The organism is Streptomyces sp. NPDC060194 (genome assembly GCF_042728285.1).
Lineage (GTDB): Bacteria > Actinomycetota > Actinomycetes > Streptomycetales > Streptomycetaceae > Streptomyces.
In genome coordinates this window covers 1-17,396 of record NZ_JBHWZH010000026.1, presented here as the reverse complement: position 1 = coordinate 17,396, position 17,396 = coordinate 1, and the positions used below count along the sequence as shown (strand labels likewise).

Genomic DNA, 17,396 nt, shown 5'->3' with positions numbered 1-17,396 from the left:
CGTAGAATCGGGCCCATCATGGCTTACCTCGACCACGCCGCCACCACGCCGATGCTGCCCGAGGCGGTCGAGGCGATGGCCGCGCACCTCTCCGTCACCGGCAACGCCTCCTCGCTGCACGCCGCGGGCCGCAGAGCCCGCCGGACGGTCGAGGAGGGCCGCGAGGCGCTCGCCGAGGCGCTGGGCGCGCGGCCGAGCGAGGTGGTGTTCACCTCCGGCGGCACCGAGGCCGACAACCTCGCGGTGAAGGGCCTGTACTGGTCCCGGCTGGCCGAGGACCCCCGCCGCACCCGGGTCCTCGCCAGCCCCGTCGAGCACCACGCCGTCCTCGACGCGGTGGACTGGCTCGGCACCCACGAGGGCGCCCGCATCGAGTACCTGCCGGTCGACGGCTACGGCCGGGTCCACCCCGACGCCCTGCGCGCCGCGATCGAGAAGGACCCGTCCGACGTCGCCCTGATCACCGTCATGTGGGCGAACAACGAGATCGGCACCGTCATGCCGGTGCGCGGACTCGTCGCCGTCGGGGCCGAGTTCGGCATCCCCGTGCACGCCGACGCGGTGCAGGCCTTCGGACAGCTCGACGTCGACTTCGGCGCGTCCGGGCTCGCCGCGATGACGGTCAGCGGGCACAAGATCGGCGGCCCGTACGGCATCGGCGCACTGCTGCTCGGCCGCGCCCACACCCCCGTGCCCGTGCTGCACGGCGGCGGGCAGGAGCGGCACGTCCGCTCCGGGACGCTCGACGTGCCGGCCGTCGCCGCGTTCGCCGTGGCCGGGCGGCTCGCCGCCGAGCGCCGGGTGGACTTCGCCCGCGAGGTCGGCGCGCTCCGCGACGAGCTGGTCAAGGCCGTCCACGACGTCGTGCCGGACGCGGTGCTCGGCGGGGACCCGGCGGACCGGCTGCCCGCGAACGCCCACTTCAGCTTCCCCGGCTGCGAGGGCGACGCCCTGCTGCTGCTCCTGGACGCCCAGGGCATCGAGTGCTCCACCGGCTCGGCCTGCACCGCAGGGATCGCCCAGCCCAGCCACGTCCTCCTCGCGGCCGGCAGCGACCCCGACCTCGCCCGGGGCACCCTGCGCTTCTCCCTCGGCCACACCAGCACCGCGGCCGACGTCGACGCGGTCCGCCGGGCGATCGGGCCGGCGGTGGACCGGGCGCGGACCGCGGGGCTGATGTAGCCCGGACCTCAGGCCTGCTTCGTCCGGGCCGCCTTCTCCGCCGCCCGGACCAGGCGTATGTACCGGTCCCAGTCCCAGTGCGGGCCCGGGTCGGTGTGGTCCGCGCCGGGGACCTCGTGGTGGGCGATGATGTGCTCCCGGTCGGGCGGGAAGCCGTGCCGCACGCAGATCGCGGCGGCGAGGCGGGCGGAGGACTCGTACATCACGTCCGTGAAGTCCTCCGGGCGGTCGACGAACCCCTCGTGCTCGATCCCGACGCTGCGCTCGTTGTACGCGCGGTTGCCGGCGTGGAAGGCGACGTCGCGCTCCTGGACGCACTGGGCGATCCGGCCGTCCTTCGCGCGGACCACGTAGTGCGCGGCGGCCGCGTGCAGGGGGCTCCTGAAGACGCGCAGGGCGCTGGCGTAGCTGCCCTGGGTCACGTGGATCACGATCCGGTCGATCGTGTAGTCGTCCGGGCGGTCGGCGTAGCGCAGGTTGGCCTCGGAGGCGCCGGCCCAGGTGGCGCCGGCGAAGTCCACCGCACCGGGGACGCGCTGGCGGTCGACGCCCGGGACCTGCCACCAGAGGCGGCGGACCGCGTCCTGGGTGAGGGCGACGCCGCCGGCGAGCGCGATGCCGCCGCCGATGAGCAGCTTGCGGCGGCCGATCTTGCGTTCCGGGCCCTTCGGCGCACCCCGGTCCGCGCCGCCGGGCGCGCCGGAGGCCGGGCCCGCGCCGCCTCCCGCGCCCGCGCCGCCCGTACCGTCCGTGTCCGCCCTGTCCGGGCCCGTGCCGTCCCCCATGTGATCGTGAACGCTTATGCGAGGGCATCGGTTCCCCGGGGGCGCTTACTCTGGTGGGGCTATGACTGAGACTCCCGCCGCCCCGCGCCCCCTCCGCGTCCTCGCCGCCATGTCCGGCGGGGTCGACTCCGCCGTCGCCGCCGCCCGCGCCGTCGAGGCGGGCCACGACGTGACCGGCGTCCACCTGGCGCTGTCGGCGAACCCGCAGTCGTTCCGGACCGGCGCGCGGGGCTGCTGCACGATCGAGGACTCCCGCGACGCGCGGCGCGCGGCCGACGTCATCGGCATCCCGTTCTACGTCTGGGACCTCGCCGAGCGGTTCCGCGAGGACGTCGTGGACGACTTCGTCGCCGAGTACGAGGCCGGCCGCACGCCTAACCCGTGCCTGCGCTGCAACGAGAAGATCAAGTTCGCCGCGCTCCTGGACAAGGCGCTGGCCCTCGGCTTCGACGCCGTCTGCACCGGCCACTACGCCACGGTCGTCCTGAACGACGACGGCAGCCGTGAGCTGCACCGCGCCTCCGACATGGCCAAGGACCAGTCCTACGTCCTCGGCGTGCTCGACGAGCAGCAGCTCGCCCACGCGATGTTCCCGCTCGGCGACACCCTCACCACCAAGGACGAGATCCGCGCCGAGGCCGAGCTGCGTGGCCTCGCCGTCGCGAAGAAGCCCGACAGCCACGACATCTGCTTCATCGCCGACGGCGACACCCAGGGCTTCCTCGCGAAGCGGCTGGGGAAGGCCGAGGGCGAGATCGTCGACGAGGCCGGCACCACGCTCGGCACCCACGACGGCGCCTACGGCTTCACCATCGGCCAGCGCAAGGGCCTGCGCATCGGCCACCCGGCGGCCGACGGCAAGCCGCGCTACGTCCTGGACATCTCCCCGGTCGACAACCGGGTCACCGTCGGCCCCGCCGAGGCGCTCGACGTCACCGCGCTGACGGCGGTCAGGCCCCGCTGGTGCGGCACCGCGCCGAGCGGCCCGGGCACCTACACCGCGCAGCTGCGGGCCCACGGCGGGGAGACGACCGTCACCGCCGAGCTGACCGGCGGCACCCTGGAGGTCGCCTTCGCCGAGCCCGTCCGCGGCATCGCCCCGGGCCAGGCGATCGTCCTCTACGACGGGACCCGCGTGGTCGGCTCGGCGACGATCGCGACGACGGTCCGGCGGACGGCGGCGACGGTCTGAGCCGTCCGCGCGGACGGGGCGCGCGCGGCGCGCGCCCCTGGGGTCAGCCGACCACTTCGGTCGCGGAGAAGCACAGGTGGTCCTTGATCGTGGCGACCTCCGGCTTGGGGTCGGGGTAGGCCCAGACCAGGTCGGGGGAGCCGGGCCGGGACCAGTAGGAGGCGTCGCCCTTGAAGGGGCAGTGCGTGGTGGTGTCCGACGGCGTCAGGAGATCCAGGCGGACGTCCTGCGGGGGCAGGTAGTAGCGCGGCGGGAGGCCCGTCTCCCGGAGCACCAGCGGGCGGTCGCTCTCCGCGAGGAGCTGCCCGTCGACCTCGACCCGGACCCGCTCCGTGCCCTGCTCGACGGTGATGGTGTGGCCTGCGGTCATGGCGGTGGCCTTTCGTGGACGGTGCCGCCGGGTGGCGGCGGCGCTGTGACGATTCTGCGCCCGTCCGGCCCGGAGCGTCGGGCCGGCGGGCCTTTCCGGCCACGCCGGGCCCCGCGGCCCCGCTGTCAGGAGTGCGTCCTACGGTGGGGGCCATGAACATCTGCGTCTTCCTCTCCGCCGCCGACCTCGACGACCGCTACACCGTCCCCGCCCGCGCCTTCGCCCGCGAGCTGGGCGCGCGGGGGCACGGCCTGGTGTGGGGCGGGTCCGACGCCGGGCTGATGAAGGTCGTCGCCGACGGGGTGCACGAGGCGGGCGGCCGGCTCACGGGCGTGTCCGTCACCTTCCTCTCGCACAAGGTGCGGCACGGCGTGGACGACATGGTCGTCGCCCGCGACCTCGCCGAGCGCAAGGCGCTGCTGCTGCAGAAGGCCGACGCGATCGTGATCATGGTCGGCGGCCTGGGGACGCTCGACGAGGCCACCGAGATCCTGGAGCTGAGGAAGCACGGCCTGACCGACAAGCCCGTCGTCCTGCTCAACACGGCCGGCTTCTACGACGGCCTGCGGCAGCAGTTCGAGCGGATGGACGCGGAGGGCTTCCTGCCGGTCCCGCTCTCCGAGCTGGTCCACTTCGCCGACGACGGCGTCGCGGCGCTCGACCACCTGGAGGCGCGGGTGGGCTGAGCGGCAAGGAGCGCGGTCCTCGGAGGCGCCGATCCCGCGGAAGCGGGCGTCCGGACCGCCCGCGCGTCGTATCGTCGGCCCATGGAAGGCGAACGACGCGATCCCGGCGGCGCCCGTCGATCCCTCGCCGCCGAAGGGGAGTCGGGCCTCACCACCGGCGCGGTCGCCCTGCGCCTGGGTGTGGCCCCCACCACCCTGCGCTCGTGGGACCAGCGCTACGGCATCGGCCCCACCGGCCGCGAGCAGGGCCGCCACCGCCGCTGGTCCCCGCAGGACGTCGCCGCGCTCGAGGAACTCTGCCGCCTGACCGCGGACGGCATCCCGGTCGCGGAGGCGGCGCGCCGGATCCGGTCGGTGGCCGCGGCGCCTCGGCCCGCGCGCGGCCGGGCGCGGTCCGGGAGCGGCGTCGAAGGGGTTCCGCGCGGCGCGGCCGGCGTCGCGCTGCCCGGTCAGCGCGACGGACGGTCCCGTCGGGGCCCGGCGGCCGCCGCCGCCCCGAGCCCCGCCGGCACCGGGGCGCCCGGGCAGCGCGACGACGCGGCGAACGGCTCGCCGGACGAGGCGGGTCGGGGCCGGGCGCGGGCCGGACGCGGTCGGACGGTGGGCGGGGGAGGGCCGGTCCCGGCCGGTGGGGAGGCCGTCCCCGGCCCGGCGCGCCCCGTGCACACGAGCCGCGACCGCGCGGCGGACGCCTCGGGCCGGCCCGCGGAGCACGGCGACGCGGAAGGCCTCGCCGCGGCCGGGACGACCGCACGGGCGGAGGTTTCCGTGGCCCGGTCCCGCCCGGCCGGGGCGCGCCGCTCGCGGCTCGACCCCCGCACCGCGCCCCCGCGCGAGCCGGACCGGTACGACGGGGCGTCGCCCGGACCCGGGACCGCCGGACCCGCCGCCGACCCCCGTGTCCTCGTGCGCGGGATCGGGCGCGCCGCCGTGCGGCTGGACGCGGCGCTCCTGGACTCGCTGCTGCGGCGCGTGGTGGCGCAGCACGGGCTCGCCGACGCGTGGGACACCGTGCTGCGGCCCGCGCTGCGGGCGATCGGCCGGACGTGGGCGGCGTCCGGCGACGCGGCGGGGGAGAGGTTCGTCGAGGCCGAGCACCTGCTGTCGTGGCAGATCTCGACGGTGGTCCGCGCGTGCACCCCGCCCGTGCCGGCCCCCGCCGACGGCATGGACGCCCGGCCGGTGGTCGTCGCGTGCACGCCGGGGGAGAACCACACGCTCGCGGCCGAGGTCCTGACCGCGGTGCTGGCCGAACGGGGCGTGCCGGTGCGGATGTTCGGGGCCGCGGTCCCGGTCGGCGCGCTCGCCGACGCGGTGCGTCGCAGTGGGCCCCGCGCGGTGGTGCTCTGGTCGCAGCGCCACGCCACGGCCGACGCCGAGGCCGTCCGCCGCGTCCGCGAGACCGGCTGGGGCATCCGCGGCGCCCGCCGCCACCCCGCCGTCCTCCTCGCCGGCCCCGGCTGGACCGCGCTGCGGGAGTCCGACGGCCTCCACCGCCCCCGCACCCTGTCCCAGGCCCTCGGCCTGCTGCTCCCCGACCACGCCCCGTCCGCGTCCCGCTAGGGATGTCCGACGGATCCCGCCGGGGTCACGGCGCCCGGTCCGCCGATCCGCGGCGGCGTCGTCGGTTTCCGACGCCCCGCGTCGACTCCGTCCTCCGCCCGGGGCGCCCCCGCCACGCTTGCCGCGCGGCGGCCGCGGTCATCGTGTTCCCGCTGTCCTGGCCCGGGCGGCCGTCCCGCCGTACGCCGGCGGCTCGTGCGGGCCGCGGCGCCGGCGGGGGCGGCCGCTCAGACCCGGCCCGGCCACCCGCCGGTGGGCTCGCCGCGGCCCTCGATGTAGGCCTTGAAGCGGGTGAGGTCGCTCTTGGTCTGCTGCCGGACCAGGCCGAGCTTCTCCGCCGCCTTCTCGGCGAAGCCGCGGGGGTCGTGGTCCATCTGGAGCATGATCTTCGTGCGCTCGTCGTCCAGGCGGTGGAACGTGACGACGCCGGCCTGGCGGAGGTCCCCGCCGACCGTCGTCCAGGCGATCCGCTCGTCGGGGACCTGCTCGGTGATCTCCGCGTCGAACTCGCGCCGCACGCCGTCGACCTTCGCCACCCAGTGCGTCAGGGTCGGCGTGCGCTGCTCGATCCGCTCGACCCCGCCCATGAACCGGGGGAACTCCTCGAACTGCGTCCACTGGGCGTACGCGACGGAGACCGGGACGTCTACCTCGACGGACTGCTCGACGGTGGTCATGGTGCTTCTCCTCGTGCTCGACGGGGCGGACAGCCCGCCAGGTACCCCGCCCGGGGGGCGCGACACCCGCGTGACGCCCGGTTTGTCCCACGGGCGGGTGGGGAACCCGTCCGCGCATGACGACCTCGAGCCCGACCCCCGGATCCGACCACCACGTCACCGTCCAGCTCACCGGCGCCCCCGCCGACGCGAGCGCGGTCATCGACGCCCTGCTCGCCACCTTCACCTCGCCCGAGGGGGACTCCGGCGGCCGGCCGCACGCGGAGGACTCCGTACGCCCCACCGTCTGGACCCAGGTCGTCGACGCGGCCGAACCGCGCGAGGCCGGGCAGGCGACGCCGCTCCAGGGCGAGGTGGCCGCGGAGCTCTCCGGCGGCTACCAGGCCGTCGACCGGGTCGCCGAGGCCCTCGGCAAGGCCTTCACCGCCCACGACGACGGCTCCGCCTCCGGCGACCAGGAGACCGAGCGCCACCTGCGCCTCACCCCCTGACACCCCGGACCGCTCCACCGGGGCGTCCGGCTAGCCTGGCCGCATGGCTACCCACCTGATCACCGGCGCCGGTTCCGGCATCGGCGCCGCCGTCGCCCGCCGCCTGCACGCCCGCGGCGACGACCTCGTCCTGCTCGCCCGGGACGCCGGACGCGCCAAGGAACTCGCGGGGGAGTTCCCCGGCGCCCGCACCCTCGTCGGCGACCTCGCCGACCCCGACCGGCTGTCCTGGGCGTTCTCCCACCAGACGCTCCCCGACCGCCTCGACTCGCTGCTGCACATCGCCGGCGTCGTCGACCTCGGCCGGATCGGGGACCTCACCCCGAAGACCTGGCGCCTGCAACTCGACGTCAACCTCGTCGCCCCCGCCGAGCTGACCCGCCACTTCCTGCCGCAACTGCGGCTCGAACGCGGCCACGTGCTCTTCGTGAACTCCGGCGCCGGCCTCAACGCGCACGCCGAGTGGGGCGCGTACGCCGCGTCCAAGCACGGCCTCAAGGCGCTCGCCGACAGCCTCCGCTGGGAGGAGAAGCCGAACGGCGTCCGCGTCACCTCCGTCTACCCCGGCCGCACCGCGAGCCCGATGCAGGTCAAGGTGCACCAGCAGGAGGGGAAGGAGTACGACGCCTCGAAGTGGATCGACGTCGAGTCCGTCGCCACCACCGTCCTCACCGCCCTCGACCTGCCGAGGGACGCCGAGGTCACCGATCTCACGGTCCGCCCCGGCGGCTGACGGTCCGCCGGGCCCCGCCCGCACGCCACGACCGGGGGACCTGCGTACGCTTCCCTGCGTGAGCGAGACGACTGCATTCAGGTGGGGCCCCGCGACCGGGGTCGGTTCGATGCCCGGCGGCGACGCGCGGGAGGCCGCGAAGACCGTCACCGGCTCCTTCGAGGACTTCCCCCACCTCGCGGAGCTACCCGCCCGCGGCCCCGGCGCGGACATGATCGGCCGCAGCACCGGGATGCTCGCCGAGCTGTACGCGCACGTCGAGCCGAGCGGCTGGCGGCTCTCCGACCGCCCGGGCCGCGACACCCGCCGGGCCCGCTCCTGGCTCGGCGAGGACCTCGACGCCCTGGAGGAGTTCACCCAGGGCTACCAGGGCCCGCTCAAGGTCCAGGCCGTCGGCCCCTGGACGCTCGCCGCCGCCCTGGAGCGCCGCGGCGGCGAGGCCGTCCTCGGCGACCCCGGGGCCTGCCGCGACCTCGCCCAGTCGCTGGCCGAGGGGCTGCGCACGCACCTCGCCGACGTGGCGCGCCGGGTGCCTGGCGCGCGGATCGTGCTCCAACTGGACGAACCGTCCCTCACCGCCGTCCTGCGCGGCCGGGTCCGCACCGCCAGCGGCTACCGCACCCACCGGGCCGTCGACCGCCAGCTCGTCGAGGGCGCGCTGCGGGACGTGTTCGCCGTCCACGAGGGGCCGGTCGCCGTCCACTCCTGCGCCCCCGACGTGCCCTTCGCGCTGCTGCGCCGGGCCGGCGCGGACGGCGTCTCGTTCGATTTCTCGCTCCTCACCGAGCGTGACGACGACGCGATCGGGGAGGCCGTCGAGGGCGGCACGAAGCTGCTCGCCGGGATCGTGCCCGGGACCGACGCGTCCGGCGACGCCCGATTGTCAGACCCTGCCGGTAGCGTCATGGGTGTCAGGAAGCTGTGGCGCAGGCTGGGGCTGGATCCGGGGACTCTGGCGGAGTCCGTCGTGATCACTCCCTCGTGCGGCCTCGCGGGTGCCTCACCCGACTGGGCGCGCGCGGCGCAGGCGCACTGCGTCCGGGCCGCGAGGTCGCTCGCGGACAACCCTGAGTGACTTCGCTCGGGGTCGGTGGTGGGACGAACGGGACGACGGGAGAGTCAGACGGTGGCGGACGAGACGGCGGTCGAACAGCAGAGCACGGTGCCCTCCGAGGCGCGCGAGGAGCACGCCAGGCTCGCCGAGCAGATCGAGGAGCACCGCTTCCGGTACTACGTACGCGATCAGCCCGTCATCAGCGACGGCGACTTCGACAGGCTCCTGCGCTCCCTGGAGGCGCTGGAGGAGACCCACCCCGAGCTGCGCACCCCCGACTCGCCGACCCAGAAGGTCGCCGGGAGCTACGAGACGGAGTTCACCGCCGTCGCCCACCGCGAGCGGATGCTCTCCCTCGACAACGCCTTCGACGACCTGGAGCTCGCCGCCTGGGCCGACCGCGTCGCCCGGGACGTCGGCGCGCCCGGCTACCACTTCCTGTGCGAGTTGAAGGTCGACGGCCTCGCGGTCAACCTCACCTACGAGAAGGGCCGGCTGACCCGCGCCGCCACCCGCGGCGACGGCCGCACCGGCGAGGACATCACGCCCAACGTCCGCACCATTCAGGACATCCCCCACCGCCTCCAGGGGGACGACGTCCCCGACCTGGTCGAGATCCGCGGCGAGGTGTACTTCCCGATGGAGGGCTTCCTCGAACTGAACGCCCGGCTCGTCGAGGCCGAGGAGAAGCCGTTCGCCAACCCGCGCAACGCGGCGGCCGGTTCGCTCCGCCAGAAGGACCCCAAGATCACCGCCTCCCGTCCGCTCCGCATGGTGGTCCACGGCATCGGCGCCCGGCAGGGCTTCGACATCGACCGGCTCTCCCAGGCCTACGACCTGCTCAGCGCGTGGGGCCTGCCCACCTCCCCGCACGCCAAGGTCGTCGACACGATCGAGGAGGTCCGCGCGTTCATCGACGAGTTCGGCGAGAACCGCCACTCCGTCGAGCACGAGATCGACGGCGTCGTCGTCAAGCTCGACGAGATCCCCCTCCAGGGCCGCCTCGGCTCCACCTCCCGCGCCCCGCGCTGGGCGATCGCCTGGAAGTACGCGCCGGAGGAGGTCAACACCAAGCTGATCAACATCAGGGTCGGCGTGGGCCGCACCGGCCGCGTCACGCCGTACGCGCAGGTCGAGCCGGTGACGGTCGCCGGTTCCGAGGTCGAGTTCGCCACCCTGCACAACCAGGAGGTCGTCAAGGCCAAGGGCGTCCTCATCGGCGACACCGTCGTGCTGCGCAAGGCCGGCGACGTCATCCCGGAGATCCTCGGCCCGGTCGCCGACCTGCGCGACGGCAGCGAGCGGGAGTTCGTCATGCCCGCCGAGTGCCCCGAGTGCGGCACCGCGCTGCGGGCCATGAAGGAGGCCGACATCGACCTCCGCTGCCCCAACGCCCGCTCCTGCCCCGCCCAGTTGCGCGAGCGGCTGTTCTACCTCGCCGGCCGCAAGGCCCTCGACATCGAGAACTTCGGCTACGTCGCGGCCGCCGCCCTCACCCAGCCGCTGGAGCCCGCCGAGCCGCCGCTGCGCGACGAGAGCGGCCTGTTCGACCTCACCATCGAGCAGCTGCTGCCCATCAAGGCCTACGTCCTCGACCAGGACAGCGGACTGCCCAAGCGGGACCCGAAGACCGGCGAGGAGAAAATCGTCACCGTCTTCGCCAACCAGCTGGGCGAGCCCCGCAAGAACGCGCTCGCCATGCTGGACAACATCCAGGCGGCCAAGGAGCGGCCGCTCGCCCGCATCCTCACCGGCCTCTCCATCCGCCACGTCGGCCCCGTCGCCGCCGAGGCGCTCGCCCGCGAGTTCCGCTCGATCGAGCGGATCGAGCAGGCGACGCAGGAGGAGATCGCCAACACCGACGGCGTCGGACCGATCATCGCCGCCTCGCTGAAGCAGTGGTTCGAGGAGGACTGGCACCGCGAGATCCTGCGCTGCTGGAAGGCCGCCGGCGTCCGGACGGAGGACGAGGGCGCCGAGGACGAGGGCCCCCGCCCCCTCGAAGGCCTCACCGTCGTCGTCACCGGCACCCTCGTCGACTACACGCGCGACGGCGCCAAGGAGGCCCTGCAGCGCCTGGGCGCCAAGGTCACCGGGTCGGTCTCCAAGAAGACCTCGTTCGTCGTCGTCGGCGACAACCCCGGCTCCAAGTACGACAAGGCGATGCAGGCCAAGGTGCCCGTCCTCACCGAGGAGGGCTTCGTCGTCCTGCTCGAACAGGGCCCCGACGCGGCACGGAACGTTGCCGTTCCGGTAGCCGAGTAGGGGGTTCGAGCTCACCCGTTCGGCGCATACCAGATGCATACGGGTCCCCGGACCGCATTCGGGCAAGGGTCGTCGACCGCGGCCCCAAGAGGCCTGCTGCGGCCTACTGTTGAGGGGGGCGCCCGCCGTGCACGGCCGCGGACCGGGCCTCCTCCGACCCCTCGCGTGACGGGGGGAGGACGGGAGAGGCTGAGTGCCCAGGAGCACAGGCGGCGAGGGGTGAGAGGGACGTCAATGGAACCGACCGAGAGCGCCGAGGCCGGCTCGCGGCTGCGCGGGCGCGTCGTGCCGGCCGTGATCCTCGCGGTGGCCGCACTGGTGCCCGCCCTCGGCGCGCAGCAGGCCCTCGTCGCGGACCGCGCCCTGTTCCCCGCCGGCGCGGCCGGCTGGGCGCTCGCCCTCCTGACCGGCATCGTCGTCGGCCACCTGGTGGCCATGGGCCGCGACCGCTGGTGGGGCGGCACCGGCTCCGGCGCCGCCCTCACCCTCGCCGCGCTGCTCCTCTACGGCTGGCTGCCGGCCGCCCTGGTCAGCCTCGCCGTCGTCCTGCTCGTCGCCGCCGCCCGCCGCCACCGGGCGCGCGAGGCGCTGCTGCACGGGGCGATCGACCTGCTCGGCATCGCCGCCGGCGCGCTCGTCCTCGCCGCGTTCGGCGAGCGGCCCACCGTCGAGGAGCCCTGGGAGCCCTCGACCTGGGACGTCGCCGCCGCCCCCGCCGTCGCCCTGGTCGCCGCCGCGTACCTGGTCGTCGCCCGCGGCCTGCTCTGGTACGTCCACGCCCCGCCCGGGCGCGGGCTGCCGACCGTGGCCCGCACCGCGCTGGCGCGGCAGGCCCTGGTCGCGGTGGCGCTGCTCGGGATCGCCCCGCTGGTCTGCGTCGTCGCCGTCGACCTCCCGGTGCTGCTCCCGCTGTTCGCCATCCCGCTGATCGCACTGGACTCCACGCTGTGGATCGCCCGGGCCCGCGCCGAGGAGCAGCTGCGCGACCCGCTCACCGGGATGCCCAACCGGCTGTGGCTCCTGGAGCGCACCTGGGCCGCCCTCGAGGACGCCGAGCGGGCCGGCTCCCGGTCCGCGCTGATCCTCATCGACCTCGACCGGTTCCGCTCCGTCAACGACACCCTCGGCCATCTCGCGGGCGACCGGCTGCTGCTGCAGATAGCGGACCGGCTCCGGCTCGCCCTCCCGCGCGGCGCCGAGGCCGCCCGGCTCGGCGGCGACGAGTTCGCCGTCCTGCTGCCCCGCGTCGACTCCACCACCGCCGCCCAGCGCACCGCCCGGATGCTGGTCGCCGACCTCGGCTCGCCGCTCGACCTCGACGGCCTCAGCCTCGTCCTGGAGGCCAGCGCCGGGCTCGCCGTCTGCCCCGACCACGCCCTCGACGCCGAGGGCCTGCTGCGCCGGGCCGACGTGGCGATGTACCAGGCCAAGCGCGACCGCACCGGCGTCGAGGTCTACGAGTCCAAGCGGGACTCCAACACCCCCGACCGGCTCGGCCTCCTGGGCGACCTGCGCCGGGCGCTGGACGCCGGGGACGTCGAGCTGCACTACCAGCCCAAGGTCCGCTTCGACGGGAAGGTCGCCGGCCTGGAGGCGCTGGTGCGGTGGGTGCACCCGGAGCGCGGCAAGGTCCCGCCGGACGAGTTCATCGCCATCGCCGAGTCCTCCGGCCTCATGCCCTACCTCACCGAGTACGTCCTCGACACCGCGCTCGCCCAGGTCGCCCGCTGGCGCGCGCAGGGCCTCGACGTCCCCGTCGCCGTCAACGTCTCCCCGCGCGACGTGCACGCGCACGGGTTCGCCGGCGCCGTCGCCGCCCGGCTCGCCCGGCACGGCGTCCCGGCCGGCTCCCTGCAGCTGGAGATCACCGAGCACGTCCTCCTGGAGGACCCGCAGCGCGCCGCCGACACGCTCGCCGCGCTCACCGTCCACGGCGTGACGATGTCGCTCGACGACTTCGGCACCGGCTACTCCTCCCTCGTCCACCTGCGCCGGCTCCCGGTCAGCGAGCTGAAGATCGACCGGTCGTTCGTCGCCCGGCTCGCCGTCGACCCCGAGGACGCGGAGATCGTCCGCTGCACCCTCGACCTCGCCCACTCCCTCGGCCTGGTCGTCGTCGCCGAGGGCGTCGAGGACGACGAGACCTGGGAGCGGCTGCGGGACCTCGGCTGCGACGCCGTCCAGGGCTGGCTGGTCGCCGCCGCGATGCCCGCCGACGAGACCACCGCCTGGCTGCTCGCCCGCGGCGACCGCGGCTGGCAGCGGGAGGGCGACCACGGCCCGGCGGACGCGGCCGGAACGGCCGCCCCGACCGGCCGGCCCGCGTCGCCGTCCCCCTCGGGCCAGACCGTCACCTGACGTCCGGGGCAGCGGGTCGGGCGGGACGGGCCGGGCCGGGCCGGGAACAACCCCGGCGCGGCGGGGGCGCCGGGCCCCATAGGATTGGGCTGCATCCCGAAAACCGGAAACCCCCGCACTCACCCCCAGAGGACCGCTGCATGCCTGGCATCACGCGCGAGGAGGTCTCTCACCTCGCTCGCCTGGCGCGTCTGGAGATCTCGAGCGACGAGCTCGACCACTTCGCCGGACAGCTCGACGACATCATCACCGCCGTCGCCGCCGTCTCCGAGGTCGCCGACCAAGACGTCCCCCCGACCTCCCACCCGCTGCCGCTGACCAACGTCATGCGCGCGGACGAGGTCCGTCCGTCGCTCACCCCGGCGCAGGCGCTCTCCGGCGCCCCGGCCCAGGAGCAGCAGCGATTCAAGGTGCCGCAGATCCTGGGGGAGGACTAAGAGACCATGACGGACACCCAGACCATCATCCGGCTGACCGCAGCCGAGACCGCCGCGCGGATCGCGTCCGGCGAGCTGACCGCCGTCGAGGTCACCGAGGCCCACCTGGCCCGGATCGACGCCACCGACGAGAAGGTCCACGCCTTCCTGCACGTCGACCGCGAGGGCGCGCTCGCCCAGGCCGCGGCCGTCGACGCCAAGCGCGCCGCCGGCGAGAAGCTCGGCCCGCTGGCCGGCGTCCCGCTCGCGCTGAAGGACATCTTCACCACCGAGGGCCTGCCGACCACCGTCGGCTCCAAGATCCTCGAGGGCTGGATCCCGCCCTACGACGCCACCCTGGTCAAGAAGCTGAAGGCCGCCGACGTCGTCATCCTCGGCAAGACGAACATGGACGAGTTCGCCATGGGCTCGTCCACCGAGAACAGCGCCTACGGCCCCACCGGCAACCCCTGGGACCTCACCCGGATCCCCGGCGGCTCCGGCGGCGGCTCCGCCGCGGCGCTGGCCGCGTTCCAGGCCCCGCTCGCCATCGGCACCGACACCGGCGGCTCGATCCGCCAGCCGGCCGCCGTCACCGGCACCGTCGGGGTCAAGCCGACCTACGGCGGCGTCTCCCGCTACGGCATGGTCGCGTTCTCCTCCTCCCTCGACCAGGGCGGGCCCTGCGCCCGCACGGTCCTGGACACCGCGCTCCTGCACGAGGCGATCGCCGGCCACGACCCGCTGGACTCCACGTCCATCGACGCCCCCGTCCCGCCGGTCGTCGAGGCCGCGCGCAACGGCCGGGTCGCCGGGATGCGGGTCGGCGTCGTCAAGCAGTTCCGCGGCGAGGGCTACCAGGCCGGCGTCATGCAGCGCTTCGACGAGTCCGTCGAGCTGCTGAAGGAGCTGGGCGCGGAGATCGTCGAGCTGGACTGCCCGTCCTTCTCCCTCGCGCTCGCCGCCTACTACCTGATCGCGCCGAGCGAGTGCTCCTCCAACCTGGCCCGCTTCGACGCCATGCGCTACGGCCTGCGCGTCGGCGACGACGGCACCCGCTCGGCGGAGGACGTCACCGCGCTCACCCGCGAGGCCGGCTTCGGCGACGAGGTCAAGCGCCGCGTCATCCTCGGCACCTACGCCCTCAGCTCGGGCTACTACGACGCCTACTACGGCAGCGCGCAGAAGGTCCGCACGCTCATCACCCGCGACTTCGAGAAGGCCTTCGAGTCCGTCGACGTGATCGTCTCGCCGACGACACCGACCACCGCCTTCCCCATCGGCGAGCGCACCGACGACCCCGTCGCGATGTACCTTGCCGACCTGTGCACCATCCCGACCAACCTGGCCGGCAACGCCGCCATGTCGCTGCCCTGCGGCCTGGCCCCCGAGGACGGCCTCCCGGTCGGGCTCCAGATCATCGCCCCCGCGCTGAAGGACGATCGCCTCTACACGGTCGGCGCGGCCGTGGAGAAGGCGTTCGTGGAGCGCTGGGGCCACCCGCTGCTCGAGGAGGCACCGTCGCTGTGACCGGTTCGAACACGCTCGACAAGGCCAAGGGCTTCAAGAAGTCCAAGCCCGGCCTCTACCTGTCCATCGGCACCACGCTGTTCGGCGCGCTGAGCGTCACCAAGCAGCTGAGGAAGGCCCGCGGCGAGAGCGACGCCCTGCTCCTCGCCGACGCCGTCGTCTCCGCCGCCGCCATCGCCACCGGCGTCGCCCTGCTCTACCGCGAGCTGAAGCGCCTCGGCGACGACGACGTCCTGCTGGGCTGAGAGGGAAAGTCTTCACCGTGACTGTCACGACCGACCTGGAGTCGTACGAGGACGCGCTGCGCTCCTACGACCCCGTCATGGGCCTGGAGGTCCATGTCGAACTCGGCACCCGCACCAAGATGTTCTGCGGCTGCTCCACCGAGCTCGGCGCGGAGCCGAACTCGCAAGTCTGCCCCACGTGCCTGGGGCTGCCGGGCGCGCTGCCGGTGGTCAACGCGGTGGGCGTCGAGTCCGCCGTGAAGATCGGGCTCGCGCTGAACTGCGAGATCGCCGAGTGGTGCCGGTTCGCCCGGAAGAACTACTTCTACCCGGACATGCCGAAGAACTTCCAGACCTCGCAGTACGACGAGCCGATCGCCTTCGACGGCTACCTCGACGTCCAGCTGGAGGACGGCGAGGTCTTCCGGGTGGAGATCGAGCGCGCCCACATGGAGGAGGACACCGGCAAGTCCAAGCACGTCGGCGGCGCGACGGGCCGGATCCACGGCGCGTCCCACTCGCTGCTCGACTACAACCGGGCCGGCATCCCCCTCATCGAGATCGTCACCAAGCCGATCGAGGGCGCCGGCGAGCGCGCCCCGGAGGTCGCCAAGGCGTACGTGGCGGAGCTGCGCGAGGTCATCAAGGCGCTCGGCGTCTCCGAGGCCCGGATGGACAAGGGCCAGATGCGCTGCGACGTCAACCTGTCGCTGCGCCCGCACGGCCGCGCGGAGTTCGGCACCCGCAGCGAGACGAAGAACGTCAACTCGCTGCGCTCGGTCGAGCGCGCCGCCCGCTTCGAGATCCAGCGGCACGCCGCCGTCCTGAACTCCGGCGGCACGATCGTGCAGGAGACCCGCCACTTCCACGAGGAGGACGGGTCCACCACCGCCGGCCGGATCAAGGACAACGCCGAGGACTACCGCTACTTCCCCGAGCCCGACCTCGTGCCCGTCGCGCCCGAGCGCGCCTGGGTCGAGGAGCTGCGCGCCGCGCTGCCGGAGATGCCGCGCGCCCGCCGCAACCGGCTGCTCGGCGAGTGGGGCGTCACCGAGCACGACATGCAGTCGATGCTCAACGCCGGCGCGGTCGACCTGATCGTCGCGACCATCGAGGCCGGCGCCCCCGCCGACCAGGCGCGCAAGTGGTGGATGGGCGAGATCGCCCGGTACGCCAACGAGCAGGGCACCACCGTCGACGAGGTCGCCATCACCCCGGCGCAGGTCGCCCGGATCACCGCCCTGGTGGCGGCCGGCGAGCTCAACGACAAGCTGGCCCGCCAGGTCATCGACGGCGTGCTCAAGGGCGAGGGCGACCCGGACGAGGTCGTCGCCGGGCGCGGGCTGAAGCTCGTCTCCGACGACGGCGCGCTCAACGCGGCCGTCGACGAGGCCATCGCCGGCAACCCGGCCGTCGCGGACAAGATCCGCGGCGGCAAGGTCGCGGCGGCCGGCGCGCTGGTCGGGGCGGTCATGAAGGCCACCCGCGGCCAGGCCGACGCGGCCCGCGTGAAGGAGCTCATCCTGGAGCGCCTGGGCGTCTCCGCGGGCTGAGTCCCCGGTGTCAACATCCCCGGAAAGGGCGCGATGTTCGAGATCGAAGACGTGGGCGTGTTCCTCGGCCTGGACGTCGGCAAAACCGCTCACCACGGCCACGGACTCACCCCGGCCGGGAAGAAAATCTTCGACAAACCGCTACCCAACAGCGAGCCGAAACTGCGGGCCGTCTTCGACAAGCTGACCGAGAAGTTCGGCACCGTCCTGGTCATCGTGGACCAGCCCGCCTCCATCGGCGCCCTCCCGCTGACCGTCGCCCGCAGCGTCCGGACGACCTCCAGGGCGTCGGCGCGGGGCAGGTCGCGGACGTGGAT

Annotated in this window: 17 protein-coding genes and 1 pseudogene; 15 read left to right on the top strand and 3 right to left on the bottom strand. The window is 74.4% G+C overall.

Annotated features, from left to right (window positions below; genetic code table 11):
* The first annotated feature begins 18 nt into the window (after nucleotides 1-18).
* The gene (locus ACFWEG_RS08565; protein WP_387210759.1) at nucleotides 19-1,182 is read left to right on the top strand and encodes a cysteine desulfurase family protein; all 1,164 of its coding nucleotides are present in this window, start codon (nucleotides 19-21) and stop codon (nucleotides 1,180-1,182) included.
* Nucleotides 1,183-1,190: 8 nt separating this feature from the next.
* Here the strand turns inward: ACFWEG_RS08565 and ACFWEG_RS08560 are convergent, their stop codons facing one another.
* Nucleotides 1,191-1,967: an N-acetylmuramoyl-L-alanine amidase gene (locus ACFWEG_RS08560; protein WP_387210756.1), complete on the bottom strand. Its 777-nt coding sequence runs from the start codon at nucleotides 1,965-1,967 to the stop codon at nucleotides 1,191-1,193.
* Nucleotides 1,968-2,028: 61 nt separating this feature from the next.
* Between ACFWEG_RS08560 and mnmA the strand changes: the two genes are divergently transcribed.
* Entirely contained in the window at nucleotides 2,029-3,159 is a 1,131-nt protein-coding gene (mnmA, locus tag ACFWEG_RS08555; RefSeq protein ID WP_387210753.1) for a tRNA 2-thiouridine(34) synthase MnmA, read from the top strand.
* A 43-nt stretch (nucleotides 3,160-3,202) separates the two neighbouring features.
* Here mnmA and ACFWEG_RS08550 read toward each other — a convergent pair whose 3' ends face one another.
* Nucleotides 3,203-3,529: a DUF427 domain-containing protein gene (locus tag ACFWEG_RS08550; RefSeq protein ID WP_387210750.1), complete on the bottom strand. Its 327-nt coding sequence runs from the start codon at nucleotides 3,527-3,529 to the stop codon at nucleotides 3,203-3,205.
* Between the two features lie 152 nt (nucleotides 3,530-3,681).
* On the opposite strand from ACFWEG_RS08550, the gene ACFWEG_RS08545 reads away from it, so the two are divergent.
* The 3 genes and pseudogenes from ACFWEG_RS08545 to ACFWEG_RS08535 all read left to right on the top strand — a co-directional run bounded on the left by ACFWEG_RS08545 (nucleotide 3,682) and on the right by ACFWEG_RS08535 (nucleotide 5,778).
* The gene (locus tag ACFWEG_RS08545) at nucleotides 3,682-4,215 is read left to right on the top strand and encodes a TIGR00730 family Rossman fold protein (RefSeq protein WP_387210747.1); all 534 of its coding nucleotides are present in this window, start codon (nucleotides 3,682-3,684) and stop codon (nucleotides 4,213-4,215) included.
* An 81-nt stretch (nucleotides 4,216-4,296) separates the two neighbouring features.
* Nucleotides 4,297-4,564: pseudogene (locus ACFWEG_RS08540) on the top strand (MerR family transcriptional regulator); the annotation flags it as partial.
* A gap of 5 nt (nucleotides 4,565-4,569) precedes the next feature.
* The gene (locus ACFWEG_RS08535) at nucleotides 4,570-5,778 is read left to right on the top strand and encodes a cobalamin-dependent protein (RefSeq protein ID WP_387210838.1); all 1,209 of its coding nucleotides are present in this window, start codon (nucleotides 4,570-4,572) and stop codon (nucleotides 5,776-5,778) included.
* Between the two features lie 227 nt (nucleotides 5,779-6,005).
* Here the strand turns inward: ACFWEG_RS08535 and ACFWEG_RS08530 are convergent, their stop codons facing one another.
* Nucleotides 6,006-6,455 carry an SRPBCC family protein gene (locus ACFWEG_RS08530; protein WP_387210744.1) on the bottom strand — a complete coding sequence of 150 codons (450 nt, stop codon included), beginning with the start codon at nucleotides 6,453-6,455 and terminating at the stop codon, nucleotides 6,006-6,008.
* Nucleotides 6,456-6,571: 116 nt separating this feature from the next.
* On the opposite strand from ACFWEG_RS08530, the gene ACFWEG_RS08525 reads away from it, so the two are divergent.
* The 10 genes from ACFWEG_RS08525 to ACFWEG_RS08480 form a co-directional block, all read left to right on the top strand.
* Complete coding sequence (locus ACFWEG_RS08525; protein WP_387210741.1) at nucleotides 6,572-6,946, top strand: hypothetical protein; 375 nt, start codon at nucleotides 6,572-6,574, stop codon at nucleotides 6,944-6,946.
* A 43-nt stretch (nucleotides 6,947-6,989) separates the two neighbouring features.
* On the top strand, nucleotides 6,990-7,679 hold the full coding sequence (locus ACFWEG_RS08520) for an SDR family oxidoreductase (RefSeq protein WP_387210738.1): 690 nt from the start codon (nucleotides 6,990-6,992) through the stop codon (nucleotides 7,677-7,679).
* 58 nt (nucleotides 7,680-7,737) lie between these two features.
* On the top strand, nucleotides 7,738-8,754 hold the full coding sequence (locus ACFWEG_RS08515; protein WP_387210735.1) for a methionine synthase: 1,017 nt from the start codon (nucleotides 7,738-7,740) through the stop codon (nucleotides 8,752-8,754).
* Nucleotides 8,755-8,805: 51 nt separating this feature from the next.
* Nucleotides 8,806-10,998, top strand: coding sequence for an NAD-dependent DNA ligase LigA (gene ligA, locus ACFWEG_RS08510; RefSeq protein ID WP_387210732.1), 2,193 nt, complete (start codon nucleotides 8,806-8,808; stop codon nucleotides 10,996-10,998).
* 234 nt (nucleotides 10,999-11,232) lie between these two features.
* A complete protein-coding gene (locus tag ACFWEG_RS08505; RefSeq protein ID WP_387210729.1) occupies nucleotides 11,233-13,356 on the top strand; it encodes a putative bifunctional diguanylate cyclase/phosphodiesterase in 2,124 nt (707 codons plus the stop codon).
* Nucleotides 13,357-13,496: 140 nt separating this feature from the next.
* Nucleotides 13,497-13,793 carry an Asp-tRNA(Asn)/Glu-tRNA(Gln) amidotransferase subunit GatC gene (gatC, locus tag ACFWEG_RS08500; RefSeq protein WP_387210727.1) on the top strand — a complete coding sequence of 99 codons (297 nt, stop codon included), beginning with the start codon at nucleotides 13,497-13,499 and terminating at the stop codon, nucleotides 13,791-13,793.
* Nucleotides 13,794-13,799: 6 nt separating this feature from the next.
* The gene (gene gatA / locus ACFWEG_RS08495) at nucleotides 13,800-15,302 is read left to right on the top strand and encodes an Asp-tRNA(Asn)/Glu-tRNA(Gln) amidotransferase subunit GatA (protein WP_387210724.1); all 1,503 of its coding nucleotides are present in this window, start codon (nucleotides 13,800-13,802) and stop codon (nucleotides 15,300-15,302) included.
* Nucleotides 15,299-15,547: a hypothetical protein gene (locus ACFWEG_RS08490; RefSeq protein ID WP_387210721.1), complete on the top strand. Its 249-nt coding sequence runs from the start codon at nucleotides 15,299-15,301 to the stop codon at nucleotides 15,545-15,547. The genes gatA and ACFWEG_RS08490 overlap by 4 nt, the downstream gene beginning before the upstream one ends.
* A gap of 17 nt (nucleotides 15,548-15,564) precedes the next feature.
* Nucleotides 15,565-17,079: an Asp-tRNA(Asn)/Glu-tRNA(Gln) amidotransferase subunit GatB gene (gene gatB / locus ACFWEG_RS08485; RefSeq protein WP_387210719.1), complete on the top strand. Its 1,515-nt coding sequence runs from the start codon at nucleotides 15,565-15,567 to the stop codon at nucleotides 17,077-17,079.
* Nucleotides 17,080-17,112: 33 nt separating this feature from the next.
* Nucleotides 17,113-17,396: transposase (locus ACFWEG_RS08480; protein WP_387210716.1), on the top strand; the 284-nt coding region annotated here is incomplete at its 3' end.